The 18,654-nt window shown below is 71.7% G+C and carries 16 protein-coding genes; 8 read left to right on the top strand and 8 right to left on the bottom strand.

Annotation, left to right across the window (positions count from 1 at the left end; translation table 11 throughout):
* Positions 1 to 185: 185 nt before the first annotated feature.
* Both serB and ACZ6WH_RS09400 read right to left on the bottom strand, forming a co-directional pair.
* Entirely contained in the window at positions 186 to 1,430 is a 1,245-nt protein-coding gene (gene serB, locus ACZ6WH_RS09405) for a phosphoserine phosphatase SerB (RefSeq protein ID WP_469727248.1), read from the bottom strand.
* Positions 1,431 to 1,646: 216 nt separating this feature from the next.
* Positions 1,647 to 3,449, bottom strand: a complete 1,803-nt coding sequence (locus ACZ6WH_RS09400) for a streptophobe family protein (RefSeq protein ID WP_469727246.1) — start codon at positions 3,447 to 3,449, stop codon at positions 1,647 to 1,649.
* Positions 3,450 to 3,682: 233 nt separating this feature from the next.
* Here ACZ6WH_RS09400 and ACZ6WH_RS09395 point away from each other — a divergent pair, with 233 nt between their 5' ends.
* Positions 3,683 to 6,250, top strand: coding sequence for an ABC transporter ATP-binding protein/permease (locus ACZ6WH_RS09395; protein ID WP_469727245.1), 2,568 nt, complete (start codon positions 3,683 to 3,685; stop codon positions 6,248 to 6,250).
* Positions 6,251 to 6,357: 107 nt separating this feature from the next.
* Here ACZ6WH_RS09395 and ACZ6WH_RS09390 read toward each other — a convergent pair whose 3' ends face one another.
* Both ACZ6WH_RS09390 and ACZ6WH_RS09385 read right to left on the bottom strand, forming a co-directional pair.
* Positions 6,358 to 7,143: a transglycosylase SLT domain-containing protein gene (locus ACZ6WH_RS09390; protein ID WP_432852563.1), complete on the bottom strand. Its 786-nt coding sequence runs from the start codon at positions 7,141 to 7,143 to the stop codon at positions 6,358 to 6,360.
* A 339-nt stretch (positions 7,144 to 7,482) separates the two neighbouring features.
* Positions 7,483 to 8,184, bottom strand: coding sequence for a nitroreductase family protein (locus ACZ6WH_RS09385; protein ID WP_469727244.1), 702 nt, complete (start codon positions 8,182 to 8,184; stop codon positions 7,483 to 7,485).
* Positions 8,185 to 8,511: 327 nt separating this feature from the next.
* Between ACZ6WH_RS09385 and ACZ6WH_RS09380 the strand changes: the two genes are divergently transcribed.
* A complete protein-coding gene (locus ACZ6WH_RS09380) occupies positions 8,512 to 9,669 on the top strand; it encodes a GAF domain-containing sensor histidine kinase (RefSeq protein ID WP_469727242.1) in 1,158 nt (385 codons plus the stop codon).
* Positions 9,662 to 10,327, top strand: a complete 666-nt coding sequence (locus ACZ6WH_RS09375; RefSeq protein WP_432852553.1) for a response regulator — start codon at positions 9,662 to 9,664, stop codon at positions 10,325 to 10,327. Before ACZ6WH_RS09380 ends, ACZ6WH_RS09375 begins: the two co-directional genes overlap by 8 nt.
* A gap of 301 nt (positions 10,328 to 10,628) precedes the next feature.
* Here ACZ6WH_RS09375 and ACZ6WH_RS09370 read toward each other — a convergent pair whose 3' ends face one another.
* Positions 10,629 to 11,435, bottom strand: a complete 807-nt coding sequence (locus ACZ6WH_RS09370) for a hypothetical protein (RefSeq protein ID WP_469727240.1) — start codon at positions 11,433 to 11,435, stop codon at positions 10,629 to 10,631.
* 89 nt (positions 11,436 to 11,524) lie between these two features.
* On the opposite strand from ACZ6WH_RS09370, the gene ACZ6WH_RS09365 reads away from it, so the two are divergent.
* The 4 genes from ACZ6WH_RS09365 to ACZ6WH_RS09350 all read left to right on the top strand — a co-directional run bounded on the left by ACZ6WH_RS09365 (position 11,525) and on the right by ACZ6WH_RS09350 (position 14,816).
* On the top strand, positions 11,525 to 12,334 hold the full coding sequence (locus ACZ6WH_RS09365) for an ABC transporter ATP-binding protein (RefSeq protein WP_432852548.1): 810 nt from the start codon (positions 11,525 to 11,527) through the stop codon (positions 12,332 to 12,334).
* Positions 12,335 to 12,461: 127 nt separating this feature from the next.
* The gene (locus tag ACZ6WH_RS09360; RefSeq protein ID WP_432864218.1) at positions 12,462 to 12,875 is read left to right on the top strand and encodes an NfeD family protein; all 414 of its coding nucleotides are present in this window, start codon (positions 12,462 to 12,464) and stop codon (positions 12,873 to 12,875) included.
* Between the two features lie 131 nt (positions 12,876 to 13,006).
* The gene (locus ACZ6WH_RS09355; RefSeq protein ID WP_030618909.1) at positions 13,007 to 13,945 is read left to right on the top strand and encodes an SPFH domain-containing protein; all 939 of its coding nucleotides are present in this window, start codon (positions 13,007 to 13,009) and stop codon (positions 13,943 to 13,945) included.
* A 103-nt stretch (positions 13,946 to 14,048) separates the two neighbouring features.
* Complete coding sequence (locus tag ACZ6WH_RS09350; RefSeq protein WP_469727238.1) at positions 14,049 to 14,816, top strand: sulfite exporter TauE/SafE family protein; 768 nt, start codon at positions 14,049 to 14,051, stop codon at positions 14,814 to 14,816.
* Positions 14,817 to 14,882: 66 nt separating this feature from the next.
* Here ACZ6WH_RS09350 and ACZ6WH_RS09345 read toward each other — a convergent pair whose 3' ends face one another.
* The 3 genes from ACZ6WH_RS09345 to ACZ6WH_RS09335 form a co-directional block, all read right to left on the bottom strand.
* The gene (locus tag ACZ6WH_RS09345) at positions 14,883 to 15,386 is read right to left on the bottom strand and encodes an HNH endonuclease (protein ID WP_469727237.1); all 504 of its coding nucleotides are present in this window, start codon (positions 15,384 to 15,386) and stop codon (positions 14,883 to 14,885) included.
* 470 nt (positions 15,387 to 15,856) lie between these two features.
* Complete coding sequence (locus ACZ6WH_RS09340) at positions 15,857 to 16,402, bottom strand: YbhB/YbcL family Raf kinase inhibitor-like protein (protein ID WP_469727235.1); 546 nt, start codon at positions 16,400 to 16,402, stop codon at positions 15,857 to 15,859.
* Positions 16,403 to 16,523: 121 nt separating this feature from the next.
* Positions 16,524 to 17,306, bottom strand: a complete 783-nt coding sequence (locus ACZ6WH_RS09335) for a sporulation protein (protein WP_432852536.1) — start codon at positions 17,304 to 17,306, stop codon at positions 16,524 to 16,526.
* Positions 17,307 to 17,521: 215 nt separating this feature from the next.
* Here ACZ6WH_RS09335 and ACZ6WH_RS09330 point away from each other — a divergent pair, with 215 nt between their 5' ends.
* Positions 17,522 to 18,172 (top strand): DNA-3-methyladenine glycosylase, encoded by a 651-nt coding sequence (locus ACZ6WH_RS09330; RefSeq protein WP_469727233.1) that lies wholly within the window; start codon positions 17,522 to 17,524, stop codon positions 18,170 to 18,172.
* The last annotated feature ends 482 nt before the right edge of the window (positions 18,173 to 18,654 follow it).

Below are 18,654 nucleotides of genomic sequence, written 5' to 3'. Positions count from 1 at the left end.
CACGCCGAAGGGCCCCGGCACGCTCCGTGCCGGGGCCCTTTCGTATGCCGTGTGCCGTCTGCTCCGCTTCGTGCCGTGCGCTCCGCTTCCGCGGCCGCGTACGGAGGGTGACCGTTCAGTCCGCCGCTGTGTCAGTCCGCCACCGTGTCAGTCCTGCGGCGGGCGGGCCGGGCGGCGTCACCGAGTCAGTCCGCCATCGTGTCGGCGGCCTCGACCTCTTCGCGGGTGATTCCGAGCAGGTACAGCACGGTGTCCAGGAACGGCACGTTCACGGCGGTGTGCGCGGCCTCCCGTACGACCGGCTTGGCGTTGAAGGCGACGCCCAGCCCGGCGGTGTTCAGCATGTCCAGGTCGTTGGCGCCGTCGCCGATCGCGACCGTCTGCGCCAGCGGGACGCCGGCCTGCTGGGCGAAGGAGCGCAGCAGCCGGGCCTTGCCCGCGCGGTCCACGATGTCGCCGGTGACCTTGCCGGTGAACCGGCCGTCCACGATCTCCAGGGTGTTGGCCGAGGCGAAGTCCAGCCCCAGTTCGTCCTTGAGCGCGTCGGTGACCTGCGTGAAGCCGCCGGAGACCACGCCGACCTGGTACCCCAGGCGCTTGAGCGTACGTACCAGGGTCCGCGCGCCGGGGGTCAGCCGCACCTCCTTGCGCACCTGCTCCACGACCGAGGCGTCCAGCCCCGCCAGCAGCTCCACCCGGGCGTGCAGCGACTGCTCGAAGTCCAGCTCGCCGCGCATCGCGGCGGCGGTCACCTCGGCGACCTCGTTCTCGCAGCCCGCGTGCGCCGCGAACAGCTCGATGACCTCGTCCTGGATCAGTGTGGAGTCCACGTCCATGACGACCAGGCGCTGCGCCCGGCGCTGCAGCCCGGAGGCGCTCACGGCGATGTCCACGCCGAGCACGGCGGCTTCGGTGGCGAGCGCGGTGCGCAGGACGTCGGTCGGGGTGCCGGAGACCGCGAACTCCACCGCGGTCACGGGGTACTTGGCGAGCCGGAAGATACGGTCGATGTTGCCGCCGGTGGCCGTTATGGCGGCGGCGATGGCGGAGGTGGACTCGGCGGTGAGCGGGTGGCCGAGCACGGTGACGTGCGAACGCCCCGTGCCGCGCGGGCGGTTGTCGCCGGTACCCGAGATGATCTCGGCCTGGAGGTGCAGCGACTCCGCCCAGCTGTGCACGGTCGCGCGCAGGTCGCCTTCGGAGGCGCCGTTCGACGCGCTCCCCTTCGGCGTAGTGACCAGGGCGCACAGCACGATGCGGCCCCGGGTCACGACCTGCTCGATGTCGACGACGTCGACGGAGTAGGCGGCGAGGGTGTCGAAGAGGCCGGCGGTGATGCCGGGCCGGTCCTTACCGAAGATCTTGACGAGGAGGGTCGGTACGTCGTCGCCCGGTACGGCGGTGGCAGGCGGTGTCTGCGATGCGCTCATGGTGCTCTTACGGTATCCGGCTCCGCCACGGGACCGTACAGGTGTCCCGCCGAGTGGACGTCCCCCACCACGCGGCCGAGTGGGACTCAAGGGACGTACGGGGCGTTCCGCCGCCCGTGTCGCGGGGGTCCCGACGCGTCCGGCGGCGCGTCCTCGGGACCCTCGGGGGGCCGTCGCGCTCCGCGCGCTTCCGGGGCGCTCGCGCTCGCCGGGCCCTCAGCGGCCGGCGCCGGGGCGTCCGGGTGGCGGCGGGGGCTCCGGCGGCGGATCGTCCCATCGCCGCTTCGGACGGGCAGGCGGCCGGCCGGGGCGCGGCAGCGGAGCGCCGCTCACGGTCGGCGCCGAGGCGGTGTCGCTGCCGTGCGGGGGCGGCCCGGCGGGCGGCGGACGGTCCGGCGGGGGCGGTGTGCCCGGTGGCGTGCCGGGCGGAGGCCCGTCCGGCGGGGGCGGCACGCGGTGCTCCGGCTCCCGGCGCTGGAGCGTCCGCAGGTACGGATTGGTGTCCGGGTTCGGCGGCCGGTAGGGACGGGACGGCGTGTACGGTCCCGGGCCGCCGCCCGGCCCCGGCCCGTACGGCGACGGCACGTGCCCCGGGCCGGCCGGGGCCGTGGCGCGTCGCCCGGCCAGCCCGGTCCCGGCCGCCAGCAGGGCGCCCACCAGCCCCGCAGCGCCGCCCCAGAGGGCTCCCAGGACCGCTCCGGTGCCGAGGCTCCCGTGCAGGGTCAGGCCGGTCTCGTGGACGCCGATACCGAAGAGGCTCAGCCGGACGGCCACCGCCGCCTCCGTCAGCCGCACCAGTAGGGGCACGGCGAGCGCGGTGGCCACGCCCAGCCGCAGCGCGCAGCCGCCCGCATACGCCAGGAGACCGGCCTCCGTGCGGGCCGTACGCATCGCCGTGAGCACCCCGGCCAGCAGCATCAGCACCACCGCCACCAGCGCCGTCGCCCACACCCCAGGGGTCTGCTCCGCCAGCCGCGACAGGGTGACCGGCCGCTCGCCCCCACCGCCGAGCAGCTCCCGCAGGGACGCGGGCAGCACGTGGAGCAGTGCGCCGCTCGCCGAGCCGTACCAGGGCACGAGCAGGCCCAGGGGCAGCGCGAGCCACGCCCCGTTGGGCGCGCCGAGCAGCGCGGCGCCCAGCGCCCGCAGTGGCTGTCCGCCCTCGGTGACGCCGTACAGCCCGGCGGCGAGCCCCAGGAGTACCGCGACGAGCAGCACCTGGGTCAGCGCGGAGGCGGCGGGCCGGACGACGCGGTCCGCGCCGGCCAGCGCGCGGGGGAGAGGGGTGCGCCGGGAGGCGGCGAGCGCGATCAGCAGGACGCCGAGCGCCCACAGTGCGCCCGCCACGAGCGAGGGCCCTGCCGCCACCGCGAAGTCCACCCGGAGCCGGGCGTCCGCGAGGCCGGGCAGCAGCCCCGGCAGGCCGCCCGCCGCGCCCTGGCCGCCGAGGCCGGGCAGCCCGCCGAGGTCGCCGAGGCCCGGCAGGTCGCCCAGGCCCGGGAGGTCACCGAGGCCGGGCAGCCGGTCGAGCGGCCCGCCGCCCCCGCCGGCCGGCGCCGGGATCAGCTTCCGTGCCGGGATCGTTACGGAGTCGTGCCCGGCCCAGGCGAGGCCGCCGACCAGCGCGGTGAAGAGCGCGACGACCGCTGCCGCGCGGGCCGCCAGGCCGCCGGACGTGGCCCCGCCCGGCACGGCCCGCAGCGACCGGAGGAACAGCAGCCCCAGCAGCAGCGCGCCGACCACGGAGACGCCCAACGGCACGATGTCAATGGCGGTTTCGGCCGTGACGCCGGACACCCCGAAGGCCGATACGTCACCGTGCGGGGAGACGGTTCCGCCGACCGCCAGCACCACGACGGCGGCCGTCATCGGGCCCAGCGAGCCGTACGCGTCGGCGCCCAGCAGATGCAGCCCGAGGGCCGCGACCCCGGTCATCGCCAGGAACGCCCAGCAGACCGTGGCGACGGCGGAGAGCAGCACAGCGGCCGCTCCGGTGTGCGGAGTCGCGGTCACGCTCATCGCAGCCCCCGATCGATTCCGGGTTGCCCGCATCGCGTGGCATCCGTACGGATCCGTGGGTTTCTCCCACTCTCCGGGGGGCTTTCGGCGGCGTCAACGCTGTCCGCTTCATGCTCTTGCCACGGCCCGGCTTTCGGTCGTGGCCCTCTGCCTGGAATAGTTCCTCACGATGTTCACCATCCCTAGACTTCCCGTGCAGGGGGTCACTCGGGGGACAACTAGTGGGGCATGGAGTGCCTGAACTCGTACTCGAAATCAATGGAATGACCTGGACGCTCGATCCGTCCCGGTCGTACGGCCTGGGCCGTGATCCGCAGGGCGACATGGTGCTGGACGACGCGAGGGTGTCGTGGCGGCACGCGACCGTGCGCTGGGGAGGGCGCAGTTGGGTCATCGAGGACCACGGCAGCACCAACGGCACGTACGTGCAGGGGCAGCGGATCCACCAGATGGAGATCGGCCCCGGCTCGACCGTGCACCTCGGCAACGCCACCGACGGTCCCCGGCTGACCCTCAGCGGCACCGCGGCCGCTGCCGCCGCCGACGCCTACGCCGCGCAGCCCACGGCCCCGGCCAACGCCGCCCAGCCGGCCGCCGCGGCCCCCGCCCAGCAGGGCGCCCCCGGCTGGGCCGGAGCGCAGCAGCCGCCGGCACAGCAGCAGGGATGGCAGGGCGCGCCGCCGCAGCAGGGTCCGCCGCCCCAGCAGGGCCCGCCCTCGTACGGCGCCGGCGTCCCGCCGCAGGGCGGACCGCAGCAGCCCCCGGCACAGGGCGCCGCGGTCCCGCAGCCGTCCGGCGACCGCAGCCCGACCACCTTCCACCAGCTGGACCTCGGCCGTGTCATGCGCATCGGCCGTGCCCTGGAGAACGAGCTGGTCGTCTCCGACCTGCAGGTCTCCCGGCACCACGCGGAGTTCCGGGCCACACCCGACGGCCGCTTCGAGATCCACGACCTCGGCAGCCACAACGGTACGTACGTCAACGGCCAGCCGGTCCCCAAGAGCGGTTCGGCGCTCATCGGCCCGAACGACACCGTCGGCGTCGGCCACTCCACGTTCCGGCTGGTCGGCGACCGCCTGGAAGAGTTCGTCGACACCGGTGCGGTCTCCTTCTCCGCGCGCCACCTCACCGTCACGGTCGACGGCGGCAAGCAGATCCTCAAGGACGTCTCGTTCGGGGTGCCGGAGAAGTCGCTGGTCGCGGTCATCGGCCCGTCCGGTTCCGGAAAGTCCACGCTGCTCAAGGCGCTCACCGGTTACCGCCCCGCCAACGAGGGCGACGTCCTCTACGACAACCGGAACCTCTACAAGCAGTTCGCCGAGCTGCGGCAGCGCATCGGGCTGGTCCCGCAGGACGACATCCTGCACAAGGAGCTGACCGTCCAGAAGGCGCTGCGGTACGCGGCCAAGCTCCGCTTCCCCGGTGACACCGCGACGGCCGAGCGCGAGGCCCGCATCGACGAGGTGCTGCACGAGCTCAAGCTGCACGTGCACAAGGAGAAGAAGGTCACCTCGCTCTCCGGCGGCCAGCGCAAGCGCGTCTCGGTCGCCCTGGAGCTGCTGACCAAGCCGTCGCTGATCTTCCTGGACGAGCCGACCTCCGGCCTCGACCCGGGCATGGACCGCGACGTCATGAAGCTGCTCCGCGACCTCGCCGACGACGGCCGTACGGTCCTGGTCGTCACGCACTCCGTCGCCGAGCTCGCGCTCTGTGACAAGCTGCTGGTCATGGCGCCGGGCGGCGGTGTCGCCTACTTCGGCCCGCCCGAGGAGGCGCTGAACTTCTTCCAGTACGAGTCCTGGGCGGACGTCTTCTCGGCGTTCGAGAACTACCGCGACTACGACTGGATGGGCCGCTGGCGCGGCTCCCCGCACTACCAGATGTACGCGGCCGACCTCGACGCCGTCGCGCCGCAGTCGGTCGACGTCCAGGCGCCGCCGGCCCGCATGCAGAAGTCCCAGAGCTGGGGCTCGCAGCTGTGGACCCTGATGCGCCGGTACGTCTCCGTGATCGCTTCCGACCGCGGCTTCCTCGGGCTGATGCTGATCCTGCCGGCCGTGCTCGGCGTGGTCTCCATGCTGATCCCGAGCGACTTCGGCCTCGGCTACGGCCCGATCGAGCGGGCCCGCACCAACCGCGACGCCGCGACGATCATGCTGATCCTCACGGTCGGCATGTGCTTCTCCGGCGCGGCCAACTCGGTACGAGAACTGATCAAGGAACGCGTCATCTACGAGCGCGAACGGGCCACCGGCCTGTCCCGCTCGGCGTACCTGATGTCGAAGGTGATCGTGCTCGGCGTGGTCACCGCCGTACAGGGCGTGATCATCGCGGCGATCGGCTTCTCGACCCGCAAGATGCCCGCCGAGGGCCTGATCGTGCAGGATCTGCCGGCCGTCGAGATGACCGTGGCGATCATCGCCCTGGGCTTCACCTCGATGATGTTCGGCCTGATCATCTCCGCGCTGGTCAAGACCGCCGAGAAGACCATGCCGCTGCTGGTCATGTTCGCCATCGTGCAGGTCGTCTTCACCGGCGTGCTCTTCCAGCTCTTCGACACCCCGGGCGTCGCCCAGCTCTCCTGGCTGATGCCCTCGCGCTGGGCGGTCGCCGCGCTGGGCGCCACCGCCGACCTGAACACCCTCCTCCCGTGGGAGAAGGGCAACCCCGACCCGCTGTGGCAGCACCAGACCGGTGTCTACGTGATGGACATGGTCTTCATGCTGGCGCTCGGCGTCGTGCTCGCCTTCGCGGTGGCGCGCCTGCTGCGCCGCCACGAGCCCGAGGTCATGCGCAAGTAGGCCCCGCCGTCCGCACGACGACAGCCGCGAGGGGCGGCACCCTGTCCGGGTGCCGCCCCTCGCGGCGTTCATCGTCCGGCGCCGGAGCTCCGGCGCGCAGCAGTGGCTCAGTACGCCGAGTCGACGTTGTCCATGGAGCCGTACTTGTCGGCCGCGTAGTTGCAGGAGGCGACGATGTTGGCGACCGGGTCGTACTGGTCGTTCGCCGTGCCGTCGACGTGGTACTGGTCGAAGGTGGGCTTGATGATCTGCAGCAGGCCCTTGGACGGGATACCCATCTGGGCGTTCACGTCCCAGTTGTTGATCGCCCGCGGGTTACCGCCGGACTCACGCATGATGTTGCGCTTGATGCCCTCGTAGGAGCCGGGGATCCCGTGCTTCTTCATGATCGACATGGATTCCTTGATCCAGCCGTCCAGGTTGTTGGCGTAGGTGACCGGCTTGCGCTCGGCGGACCGGCTGGCGGCCTGCGTCGTGGTGCGCTGCTGGTCGGCCTTGTTCTTGGCGGCCTCCTTGGCCTGGGCGGCCGCGTCGGCGGCAGCCTTGGCCTTGGCCTGAGCGGCGGCCTTGGCGTCGCCCTCGGCCTGCTTCTTCGCGGCGAAGGCCTCGTTGCCGGCCTGCTCGGCGGCGCGCGTGCTGTTCTGGGTCAGCTCGGCGTTCTGCGCCTTGGCGGCGGCGTTGTCGACCAGGCTGTAGGCCGAGGAGTCGTCGACCACGTGGTAGGCGACGGGCTTGACGTTCTGGGCCGACGCGGAGTGCGCCGGCTCGGCGTTGGCCGAACCCGGAACGACGGCGATGACGACGGCGGCGGCACCGCCCGCGGCCACGGCAGCGGCGGAGAGCTTGTGATTCCGGTTCAGGCGGCTGTAGCCAGGAATGGCGTGCAGGGGCATGCGGAAAGAACCTCTTCCAATGGGGGACGTCGCGTGGGCCGGAATGGCGCGAGAACGCCGAGATCCTTTTCCACGGCGCCGGGCGACGTCAGCCATTGTTAGCGGTCGGAATTTGGCGCTGCAATCATGTGACGTACGAAGCTGTTTAGTGGAACCGGGGGTCGCCGAATTGCGTCCCGTTCCGTTCTCTCCAAGGGGTGACCCGGATGCGATCCCGCCGCTGCCCGCATTCGCATACCACTAACATTCTTCGTAAGTGATGTACGCCCTATGTGCGGGCTCACATGTTTACGGGGGGCGTATGGCGTTATGTCATCGCGGCGGCACGCACCGTGAGCGTTATCGCTCCACCAGAACCTGGTCCAGCGATTTGCGCACCAGATCCGGCACCTCGCAGTCCGCCGCGGGGTGCCCCACCGGGATCACCGCGAACGCCTTCTCGTTGACCGGCCGCCCCAGCTCCGCCCGCAGGAAGCCCATCGGGCTGGGGGTGTGCACCAGCGCCGCCAGGCCCGACAGGTGGAGCGCGGACAGCAGCATGCCCACCGCGATCCCCACCGATTCGTCCACGTAGTAGTGCTTGCGCTTGGTGCCGTCCGGGCCCAGCCAGTAGCGCTGCTGGAAGACCACGATCAGATGCGGCGCGTCGGTCAGGTGCGGCTTGACCTCGTCGGTGCCCAGCGGCCGCAGCGCCGTCAGCCACTCCTCGCCCAGCCGCCCGTCGTACGAAAGGCGCTCCTCCGCCTCCGCGGCCGCCCGGATGCGCCGCCGTACTTCCGGATCCTTGACCAGCACGAACGTCCAGGGCTGCTGATGTGCCCCGGAGGGCGCGGTGGCGGCGCACGCTATGGCGTCCCTGATCACCTGCTCGGGCACCGGATCGGGGGCGAAACGGCGTACCGTACGGCGCTCCGCCATCCGTTCCCGCAGTTCCGCCGCGCGCGCCCGGGATTCCGCGGCCGGCATCCGCGCGGGCCGGTGGGGGACGGGACGGTACGGCTCGCCGTGGACGGGGGACCAGCTTTTCCGTGAAGTCGTCATGGCCGGGAGTGTGGCCCGTACCGGGCGACCGCGAAAGACCGCCTCGGGCGCGCGCGAAAGACTGTCTTCGGGCGCGCGCGAAACACCGCCTTCGGGCGGACGTGAAAGAACGCCTTGAGCAGGCGCAATAGGCCGCCGTTCCTTTCCCCTATATATAGGGGGCACAAAGTCCCGCTTCCGGAGCGGCCATGGTCCCCTGTGGCCGGGGCGGAAATGCCCACCGGATCCGGCTCCCGGCACCGGGACTCCGGACCTACGTCCCGGGACCCGGCCGGGGCCCCGCCGCGGGCCGATACGGACCGTGCGGCCCACCGGTACCGTGAGTGCATGACCAACGGACCAGGGGCGGAGCGGGGTGCCGGGCTCTCCGCGGTGAGCAGCGCCATCCTCGCCATGAGCCGGCACCTGGAGGTGCGCGACGTGCTCAAGACGATCGTCGCCTCCGCCCGCGAGCTCCTGGACGCCGAGTACGCGGCGCTGGGGGTGCCGGACGATCACGGTGGCTTCGCGCAGTTCGTCGTGGACGGGGTGAGCGAGGAGCAGTGGAAGGCCATCGGCCCGCTGCCCCGCCAGCACGGCATCCTCGCCGCGATGCTCAAGGACGCCACCCCGCAGCGTCTCGGCGACGTCCGCAACGACCCCCGCTTCGAGGGCTGGCCCAGCGCCCACCCCGACATGTCGGACTTCCTGGGCATGCCGGTGGCCGACGGCGACGAGATCCTCGGCGCGCTCTTCCTCGCCAACAAGCGGTGCCCGCTGCCGACCGGCGGCTGCAACTTCACCGCCGAGGACGAGGCGCTGCTCGGCATGCTCGCCCAGCACGCCGCCATCGCCCTGACCAACGCCCGGCTCTACGAGCGGAGCCGCGAGCTGACCATCGCGGGGGAGCGCGCCCGGCTGGCCCACGAGCTGCACGACGCGGTCTCCCAGAAGCTCTTCTCGCTGCGGCTGACCGCGCAGGCCGCCACCGCGCTCGTCGACCGCGACCCGGCCCGCGCCAAGGACGAGCTGCAGCAGGTCACCCGGCTCGCCGCGGAGGCCGCCGACGAGCTGCGCGCCGCCGTCGTGGAGCTGCGGCCGGCGGCCCTGGACGAGGACGGGCTGATCGCCACACTGCGTACCCAGATCCAGGTCCTCGACCGCGCGCACAACGCCAAGGTCACCTTCGCCGCCCACGGGCTGCGGGCGCTGCCCGCCGCGCAGGAGGAGGCGCTGCTGCGGGTGGCGCAGGAGGCGCTGCACAACGCGCTCCGGCACGCCGACGCGCAGCGTGTCGACGTGACGCTCGCCCGGCACCGGCAGGGCGCGGTACTGCGGATCGCCGACGACGGCCGCGGCTTCGACCCCGGCGCCGTCCGCCGCGCCGGGCGCCATCTGGGCCTGGTGTCGATGCGGGACCGGGCGAGTGGCGTCGGCGGCACGCTCACGGTGGAATCGGGGCCCGGCAAGGGCACCGCTGTCGAGATGGAGGTCCCCGGTGGCTGACGGAGACAGGGGCTCGCTCGGCGGCCCCATCAAGGTGCTGCTCGTCGACGACCACCAGGTCGTGCGGCGGGGCCTGCGGACGTTCCTGGAGGTCCAGGACGACATCGAGGTCGTGGGCGAGGCCGCCGACGGCGAGGAGGGCGTCGCCGCGGCCGAGCGTCTCGGGCCGGACGTCGTCCTGATGGACGTCAAGATGCCCGGCATGGACGGGGTCGAGGCGCTGCGGCTGCTGCGTGAGCAGCGCAACCCGGCCAGAGTGCTGATCGTCACCAGCTTCACCGAGCAGCGGACCGTGATCCCGGCGCTCCGGGCGGGCGCCGCCGGCTACGTCTACAAGGACATCGACCCCGACGCGCTGGCCGGCGCCATCCGGTCCGTGCACGCCGGGCACGTCCTGCTGCAGCCGGAGGTGGCCGACGCGCTGCTCAGCCAGGAGGAAGCGAGCAACGGCCAGGGCCGCGGCGGCTCCCTCACCGACCGGGAGCGCGAGGTACTGGCCCTGATAGCGGACGGCCGCTCCAACCGCGAGATCGCCCGTGCCCTGGTCCTCTCCGAGAAGACCGTGAAGACCCACGTCTCCAACATCCTCATGAAACTGGACCTGGCAGACCGCACCCAGGCAGCCCTCTGGGCGGTCCGCCACGGCGTGGGCGCATAAGCGCCACAAAGGGGCGCGGGGAACGGCGCGAGCAACCACGTCGGTGGTGCACCCGGCTGCGTACGGGAAGGCCCACGGCGGGCCGCCGGCTTGAGGGGCGCGGGGAACTGCGCGCCCGGCCACGACGGTGGCGCGCCCGGCCGCGTACCGAAAAGTGTACGGCGGGCCGCCGGCTTAAGGGGCGCGGGGAACTGCGCGCCAGGCCACGACGGTGGCGCGCCCGCCATCGCACAGCACCCCTACGGCGTTCGGCCGGGCGCTCCGCCGCCCAGACCGCAGCCCCCGTCGGAGATCCGGCCCCCTAGGGGGCCCTCCGTTCCCGTTCCTCCACGAACGAGTCGTACGCCGCCACCTGCGCCCGCCGCGCAGTCCGCTCCACCGGACGCAACGCGTCCATCCGTGCGGCGATCTGCGACGAGCTGACCGCCGCCCCGTGCTCCCGCCCGTCGCCGCCCGCGGGGCCCCGCGCGATGTCGATCAGCGCCCCGACCTTCTGCGCCAGCTCCAGCACCCGCACCGCGCGCGGCGGGTACCCCGGCGCGAGCAGCTGCCGGCCCGCCTCGGCCCGCGCCCGGTACGCCTCCAGCGCCGCCGCGGCGACCGGTCCGGATCCGGCCACGTCCAGCTTCGCCAGCAGCTCCGTCGCCTCCCGCAGCGCCTCGGCCAGCTCCCGCTCCGCCTCGCCCAGCGAGGGGACGTCGGCCGGCGGCGCGTCCCGGACGGTCGTGCAGTGCCACACGACCTCGACGTGCACATCGCCCTCGGGCCCGGCCTCGTGCACCTCCGGCACCAGGCCCAGCGCCACCCCGCAGGCGATCACCGCCTCCCCGGCCGCCAGCGCCCGCGCATTGAACTCCGGCGGGCCGCTCAGCCCCAGCGGGTGGCCCGGCACCGGCAGCGCCACGCGCAGGCCGGTCGCGCCCAGCGCCCGCAGCCGGCCCAGCGCGAGCGTCAGCCCCACCGGCCCCGATTCGCCGGGCAGCCCGGTGACGCGGTGCACCGCGTCACCCTCCGCGATCCGCTCCGCTGCGTCATCAGGTGGGACCAATCCGGCCAAAAGGGCATTTCCCCACGCGGCCAGCCGTCCTGAGCGAGGTTCATCGAGCATGGACCCAGCCTAAGGACAGGCACTGACAATGGGTGGCGTAGGTTTGCAGGGGGGCTGCGCCTACAGGTGCACGCGAGGACCGAGATGCAATGGGAGACAACGCGCTCATGAGCGATGTTCTGGAGCTGGTGGACGTATCCGTGGTCCGCGAGGGCCGGGCTCTGGTGGACCAGGTCTCCTGGTCGGTGAAGGAGGGAGAGCGCTGGGTGATCCTGGGCCCGAACGGCGCCGGCAAGACCACCCTCCTCAATGTCGCCTCCAGCTACGTCTTCCCGACCACGGGCACCAGCACGATCCTGGGAGAGACCCTCGGCAAGGTCGACGTCTTCGACCTCCGGCCGCGCATCGGCATGGCCGGTATCGCGCTCGCCGACAAGCTGCCGCGCCGCCAGACCGTGCTGCAGACCGTGCTCACCGCCGCGTACGGCATGACCGCCACCTGGCAGGAGCACTACGACGAGGTCGACGAGCAGCGCGCCCGCGCCTTCCTCGACCGGCTGGGCATGACGGCCTATCTCGACCGGAAGTTCGGCACGCTCTCCGAGGGCGAGCGCAAGCGGACCCTCATCGCCCGCGCGATGATGACCGACCCCGAGCTGCTCCTCCTGGACGAGCCGGCCGCCGGCCTGGACCTCGGCGGCCGCGAGGACCTCGTACGCCGCCTCGGCCGGCTCGCCCGCGACCCGTTCGCGCCGTCGATGATCATGGTCACGCACCACGTCGAAGAGATCGCGCCGGGCTTCACCCACGTACTGATGATCCGTCAGGGCAAGGTGCTCGCCGCCGGCCCCATCGATCTGGAGCTGACCTCCAGCAACCTCTCGCGCTGCTTCGGCCTCCCGCTGGTCGTCGAGCGCAACGGCGACCGCTGGACGGCTCAAGGTCTGCCGCTCGCCTGACAGTTGACGCGGCGCGGGGCCCCGGCGCGCGGCCGGGGCCGAAAAGCCCCGCACGATCCGGCCGCGATCGATCGGACCCTGTCCGCGGGGCCGCCCGCCGATCTACCATGACACCGTGGATGCATGGGTGTGGTGGCTCATCGCCGCCGTAGGGCTGGGTATTCCTCTCGTCGTCACCGCGATGCCGGAATTCGGGATGTTCGCTGTCGGCGCCGTGGCCGGTGCCGTCGTGGCCGCCCTCGGCGGCGGCACGGTGATGCAGGTCATCGTCTTCGCGGCCGTCTCGGTCGCGCTCGTCGCGGTCGTCCGCCCGATCGCCAACCGCGCCCGCTCACGGCCGGCCGCCATGGCTTCCGGCGTCGACGCCCTGAAGGGCCGCCAGGCCACCGTCCTGGAGCGGGTCGACAGCTCCGGCGGCGGCCGGATCAAACTGAACGGCGAGGTGTGGTCCGCGCGCGCCCTGGACGAGAGCCAGGTCTACGAGCCGGGGCAGAAAGTGGACGTCGTGGACATCGAGGGAGCAACCGCCGTCGTGATGTGACGCTCTTGATCAACAGGCCCTCGCGGGACCGGAGAACGGCCTGCACAAGAGGGTGAGTCTCTGAAAGACTCGATCAACGACACGCCGGGCGGGACCGGCCGACAGCTACGAAAGGGACACGGGGAGCCACTGTGGAACCGATCATCATCGTCCTGATCATCCTGGTGGTGCTGGTGTTCGTCGCACTCATCAAGACGATCCAGGTCATTCCGCAGGCCAGCGCCGCCATCGTCGAGCGTTTCGGCCGCTACACCCGCACCCTGAACGCGGGCCTGAACATCGTCGTGCCGTTCATCGACTCCATCCGGAACCGCATCGACCTGCGTGAACAGGTCGTCCCGTTCCCGCCGCAGCCGGTCATCACCCAGGACAACCTGGTCGTGAACATCGACACGGTCATCTACTACCAGGTGACCGACGCCCGCGCCGCGACGTACGAGGTCGCCAGCTACATCCAGGCGATCGAGCAGCTCACCGTCACCACGCTCCGGAACATCATCGGCGGCATGGACCTGGAGCGCACCCTGACCTCCCGTGAGGAGATCAACGCGGCACTGCGCGGTGTCCTGGACGAGGCCACCGGCAAGTGGGGCATCCGCGTCAACCGCGTCGAGCTCAAGGCCATCGAGCCGCCGACCTCCATCCAGGACTCGATGGAGAAGCAGATGCGCGCCGACCGTGACAAGCGCGCCGCGATCCTCCAGGCCGAGGGTGTCCGGCAGTCCGAGATCCTCCGCGCCGAGGGTGAGAAGCAGTCCGCGATCCTGCGCGCCGAAGGTGAGGCCAAGGCCGCGGCCCTGCGCGCCGAGGGTGAGGCGCAGGCGATCCGGACGGTCTTCGAGTCCATCCACGCCGGTGACCCGGACCAGAAGCTGCTCTCCTACCAGTACCTCCAGATGCTCCCGAAGATCGCCGAGGGCGACGCCAACAAGCTCTGGATCGTGCCCAGCGAGATCGGCGACGCGCTCAAGGGCCTCGGCGGCGCCATCAACAGCTTCGCCCCGGCCGGCGGTGCCCCCGCGGCCCCGGCCCCGGCGGCCCCGCCCCGCCAGCAGCCGCCCATCGACTGACGCCCCACCGCGGCCGTCTCGGACCGTGGTCCCGCAGCACACCCACCGAACCCCTGGTGCATGATCGGTTCATGACGCATCGATCACGCGCCAGGGGTTCGGCATGACTGTCTGGGAAGCCCTCGCCGTCCTCGCCGCCGGTATGGGCGCCGGCGCCATCAACGTCGTCGTCGGGTCCGGGACGCTCATCACCTTCCCCGTACTGCTCGCCGTCGGCCTGCCGCCCATCACCGCCAACGTCTCCAACAGCCTCGGCCTCGTACCGGGCTCCGTGAGCGGCGCCATAGGCTACCGGCGCGAACTGCGCGGCCAGCGCCGCCGCGTCGTCCGCTTCGGTATCGCCGCCCTCCTCGGCGGCCTGGCCGGGGCCGTGCTGCTGCTCGCCCTGCCCTCCGACGCCTTCGACGCGATCGTCCCCGCGCTCATCGCCGTCGCGCTCGTCCTCGTCGTCCTCCAGCCCCGGCTCTCCGCCGCCGTCAAGGCCCGCCGCGCCCGCAACGGCACCACACCGCACCGCGACGGCGGCCTCGGACTGCTGACCGGACTGCTGCTCGCCAGCGCGTACGGCGGCTACTTCGGCGCCGCCCAGGGCGTCCTGTACATCTCCCTGATGGGCCTGTTGCTCGACGAGGACCTGCAGCGCCTCAACGCCCTCAAGAACGTGCTCGCGCTGCTCGTCAACGGCGTCGCCGCGCTCTTCTTCCTCTTCGTCGCCGACTTCGACTGGACCGCCGTCGTACTGATCGCCGTCGGCTCCGCGCTCGGCGGCCAGCTCGGCGCGAAGATCGGCCGCCGGCTGTCGCCCACCGTCCTGCGCGGCGTCATCGTCACCGTCGGCATCGTGGCGATCGCCCAACTCCTGCTGCGCTGAGGCACGCGTACGACGAAGGGGCGCGGGTCTCCCCGCGCCCCCTCACACGCACCAGTGCGCCCGCCCCTACGCCGGCTGCGCCAGCCAGTCCGGCAGCGCCTCCCGCGCGGACACCCCCAGCGCCGCCAGCATCGTGTCGGCCGGCGTCGGCACGAACGGCCGCCGCAGCAGCTCCATCCCCGCCTGCTCCGGCGTACGGTCCGCTTTGCGGTGGTTGTCCGTGGCACACGACGCGACCGTATTCAGCCAGGTGTCACCGCCCCCGTGCGCCCGTGGCACCACGTGGTCCACCGTCGTCGCGCGCCGCCCGCAGTACGCGCAGCGGTGCTGGTCCCGCACCAGCACACCCCGCCGCGACCACGGCGCCTGTCTTCGGAACGGCACCCGTACGTAGTGGCTCAGCCTGATCACCTGCGGCACCGGAAGATCCAGCGAGGCGGCCCGGACACGCAGTCCCGGGTGCGCCTGCTCGACCACGGCCTTGTCCTGCATGACCAGCACCACCGCGCGCCGCAGCGACACCGTCGACAGCGGCTCGAAGCTCGCATTGAGGACCAGCGTCTCGCGCATCCCGACCACCTCCCGCATCCGTCCGCCGCTCGGCGAAGTGGCTCCACTGTGCAGTTCCAGTGATCCCCTGGACAACGCAATTTCCGTCTGCCGCAAGGGAGATGGCAGGTGAGCGAAAGGCGAACGAACGGCGAACCGGGAACGGGAGCGCGAGGCCGGGGAAGGGAGGGGAGAAGCGCGGGGAGAAGAGAGGGCAAGGGAACGCTCCGGGCCCCACCCCCGTGACAAGGGACCCGGAGCGCCCACGGCAGCCGGCGCGGACGTCCGACACGAAGCGGACTCCGGCAGGCAGCGAGGAGACACACCTGCGCCCCGCCGCCCCCGCCACTGCGGTGCCGACTGCCCGACGGCCATGTGGCAACCGTCGGCCGAACACCACTGTGCGATCCGGGGCGCCGGGGCGCAACGGAATTACGGACGCACGGACCCGCGCACGGCATGCGGGCGGGTACGCGCGTACGGAACCGCGGTCAGCTCTCGGCGGGAATCTCGTACTCGCCGATCAGCTGGGCCCGGCCCAGCGTGTGGAACCGCAGGTTGAAGCCCACCACGGCGGGCGAGGCGTCCGCGTCCGCGTCCGGACCGAGCTTCTCCTGGTCCACCGCGTACACGGTGAAGACGTAGCGGTGCGAGCCGTCACCGGGCGGCGGCGCGGCGCCCCCGAAGTCCCGCGTCCCGTAGTCGTTGCGTACGTGGACCGCACCCTCGGGCAGGCCCTTCATGTCACCGGAGCCCGCACCGGCGGGCAGCTCCGTCACCGACGCCGGGATGTCGAACACCGACCAGTGCCAGAAACCGCTGCCGGTCGGCGCGTCCGGGTCGAAGCAGGTGACGGCGTAACTGCCGGTGCCCTCCGGGGCACCCTCCCACCGCAGGTGCGGCGAGGTGTTCCCCGCGCTGAACACCTGGGCGTCCGCCAACGTCCCGCCCTCCTGCAGATCGTCGCTCACCACCGTGAACGAGGGCACCTGCGGATGAAAGTCGTGCGGGAGCGGCCGGCGCTTCTGCTCGGACACTTCGACACCTCCTGATCGCGTTCGGAGACCGTCCGGCCAGGTTAGAACCTCTTCGCGACAGAACCGGTGCCCGGCCCGGCGGATCTCATGCCCGCGGGCCGGACACCGATGCGCTGTCGGCTCAGAACCAGTTCCGCTTGCCGCCGACCTCGGCCAGCCACTGGTTCAGGTACGCCGCCCAGTCCGTGTTCTGGAAGTCGTGCAGCCCCACCTCGAAGGAGCGGAAGGTGTCGCTGCCCTCGGTGAACAGGCCCGGCTTCTTGTCCATCTCCAGGACGACGTCCATCGCCCGGTCGTCCGCCACGAAGGACAGCTCGACCTGGTTCAGGCCCCGGTACTGCTGCGGCGCGAAGAACTCGACCTCCTGGTAGAAGGGCAGCTTCTGCCGCGTCCCCCGGATGTGCCCGCGCTCCAGGTCCGCACTCTTGAACCGGAACCCGAGCTGCCCGAAGGCGTCGAGGATCGCCTGCTGCGCCGGCAGCGGGTGCACGTTCACCGGATCGAGGTCACCGGAGTCGACCGCACGGGCGATCGCCAGCTCCGTGGTGACGCCGACGTTCATCCCGTGCAGGTGCTGCCCGAGGAACATCGTGACCGGCGTCTCCCACGGGATCTCCAGCCCGAACGGCACCGCGTGCGTGGCGCCGGCCTGCACCTCGAAGGCGCCGCCCAGCTTCTGCCGGGTGAACTCGATGTCCTGCTTGTACTCCTGGTCCTGCCCCTCGACCTCGACCCGGGCCTGCAGACCGACCGACAGGCCCTCGATCTGCTGCGCGACCGATCCGCCCTGGATGCGCACCTCACCCTGTACGACGCCGCCGGGCACGACGTTCTCCTCGAAGAGCACCGTCTCCACGGACGCGCCCCCCGCACCCAGACTCGCCAGCAGCTTCTTGAACCCCATTGATCGTCCTCCCCAGGCACGTGCCTGTACTCCGTTGTTCTCCGGCCGCGACGATCCCGCCCGGCCCGGGCTTGACCCCTACGAACGCGAAACGGCGTACGGCGGTTCCCCCGGCGGCCGGCCGCCGCACGCCCACACCCTGCCAAGACGCGGTGCTCACCGGCCACTCCGGAGCCCCGGAAGAAACGCCCCGAGGTCCATTACCCTGGGAACGCATGATCTCCGAACCCGCACGAATGCCGCTGCCGCGGACATTCTTCGACCGTCCCGTCCTCGAGGTCGCCCCCGACCTGCTCGGCCGCACTCTGGTGCGCAACACCCCCGAGGGCCCCGTCGAGCTGCGCCTCACGGAGGTCGAGGCGTACGACGGGGAGAACGACCCCGGCTCGCACGCCTATCGGGGCCGTACGGAGCGGAACGCATCGATGTTCGGCCCGCCCGGACACGCGTATGTGTACTTCATCTACGGCATGTGGTTCAGCCTCAACCTCGTGTGCGGCCCCGACGGCTACGCGAGCGGTGTCCTGCTGCGCGCCGGCGAGGTGCTGTCCGGCACGGACCAGGTGGCGGAGCGTCGCCCCAAGTCCCGCCGCGAGAGCGAACTGGCCCAGGGCCCGGCCCGGCTGGCCACCGGCCTGGCCGTCGACCGGCAGCTGAACGGCACGGACGTGTGCGCGGGCCCGGATGCGCCGCTCTCCGTCCTGACGGGCACTCCGGCGGACCGGGACCGGGTGCGCAACGGCCCGCGCACCGGAGTCGGCGGCGAGGGGGCGACCCACCCCTGGCGCTTCTGGATCGAGGGCGATCCGACGGTCAGTCCGTACCGCGCGCACGTCCCGCGGAAACGACGGACCAGGGCTGCTTGACTCTGCCGCAGCACGCCCGTAATGTAGCCCGAGCCGCTTGAGACGGGCAGCGCTATGTGCGCACGCCGCAGGCGGCACCACCATCACTTCGAACGATTCCCTCAACCGGGTTCATTTTCGCGTTGCCGAAAATCGGATTTCGGTTGTATCGGGCCGACCAGGTCGACGCCGATTATGAGCAATCAAGGGAATCCGCTAAAGTGGCGGCACGCCGAAAGGCGTAACCCCTCCCGACAGGGAATCGGAAACGAATTCGAGCCGGAAAAGGCACGGACCAGGATCTGATAGAGTCGGAAACGCCGAAAGGGAAAGCCCGCAAGGGCCCGACCGGAAAGCAACCCCGCTCCAGCAGGGGGCCGGATCACCGAAAAGGATCTGGTAAGGTTGGAAACACCGAAGGGAAGCGCCCGGAGGAAAGCCCGAGAGGGTGAGTACAAAGGAAGCGTCCGTTCCTTGAGAACTCAACAGCGTGCCAAAAGTCA

Source organism: Streptomyces sp. NPDC050806, from assembly GCF_055586425.1.
The sequence above is the reverse complement of the archived record's forward strand: the minus strand, read 5'-3'. Positions and strand labels throughout refer to the sequence as shown.

Coding starts and splice junctions, on each gene's coding strand:
- ACZ6WH_RS09380 (WP_469727242.1), top strand. CDS start 8,512: ATGACCAACGGACCAGGGGCGGAGCGGGGTGCCGGGCTCTCCGCGGTG.
- ACZ6WH_RS09370 (WP_469727240.1), bottom strand. CDS start 11,435: ATGCTCGATGAACCTCGCTCAGGACGGCTGGCCGCGTGGGGAAATGCC.
- ACZ6WH_RS09365 (WP_432852548.1), top strand. CDS start 11,525: ATGGGAGACAACGCGCTCATGAGCGATGTTCTGGAGCTGGTGGACGTA.
- ACZ6WH_RS09330 (WP_469727233.1), top strand. CDS start 17,522: ATGATCTCCGAACCCGCACGAATGCCGCTGCCGCGGACATTCTTCGAC.
- ACZ6WH_RS09400 (WP_469727246.1), bottom strand. CDS start 3,449: ATGAGCGTGACCGCGACTCCGCACACCGGAGCGGCCGCTGTGCTGCTC.
- ACZ6WH_RS09385 (WP_469727244.1), bottom strand. CDS start 8,184: ATGACGACTTCACGGAAAAGCTGGTCCCCCGTCCACGGCGAGCCGTAC.
- ACZ6WH_RS09390 (WP_432852563.1), bottom strand. CDS start 7,143: ATGCCCCTGCACGCCATTCCTGGCTACAGCCGCCTGAACCGGAATCAC.
- ACZ6WH_RS09335 (WP_432852536.1), bottom strand. CDS start 17,306: ATGGGGTTCAAGAAGCTGCTGGCGAGTCTGGGTGCGGGGGGCGCGTCC.
- ACZ6WH_RS09345 (WP_469727237.1), bottom strand. CDS start 15,386: ATGCGCGAGACGCTGGTCCTCAATGCGAGCTTCGAGCCGCTGTCGACG.
- serB (WP_469727248.1), bottom strand. CDS start 1,430: ATGAGCGCATCGCAGACACCGCCTGCCACCGCCGTACCGGGCGACGAC.
- ACZ6WH_RS09350 (WP_469727238.1), top strand. CDS start 14,049: ATGACTGTCTGGGAAGCCCTCGCCGTCCTCGCCGCCGGTATGGGCGCC.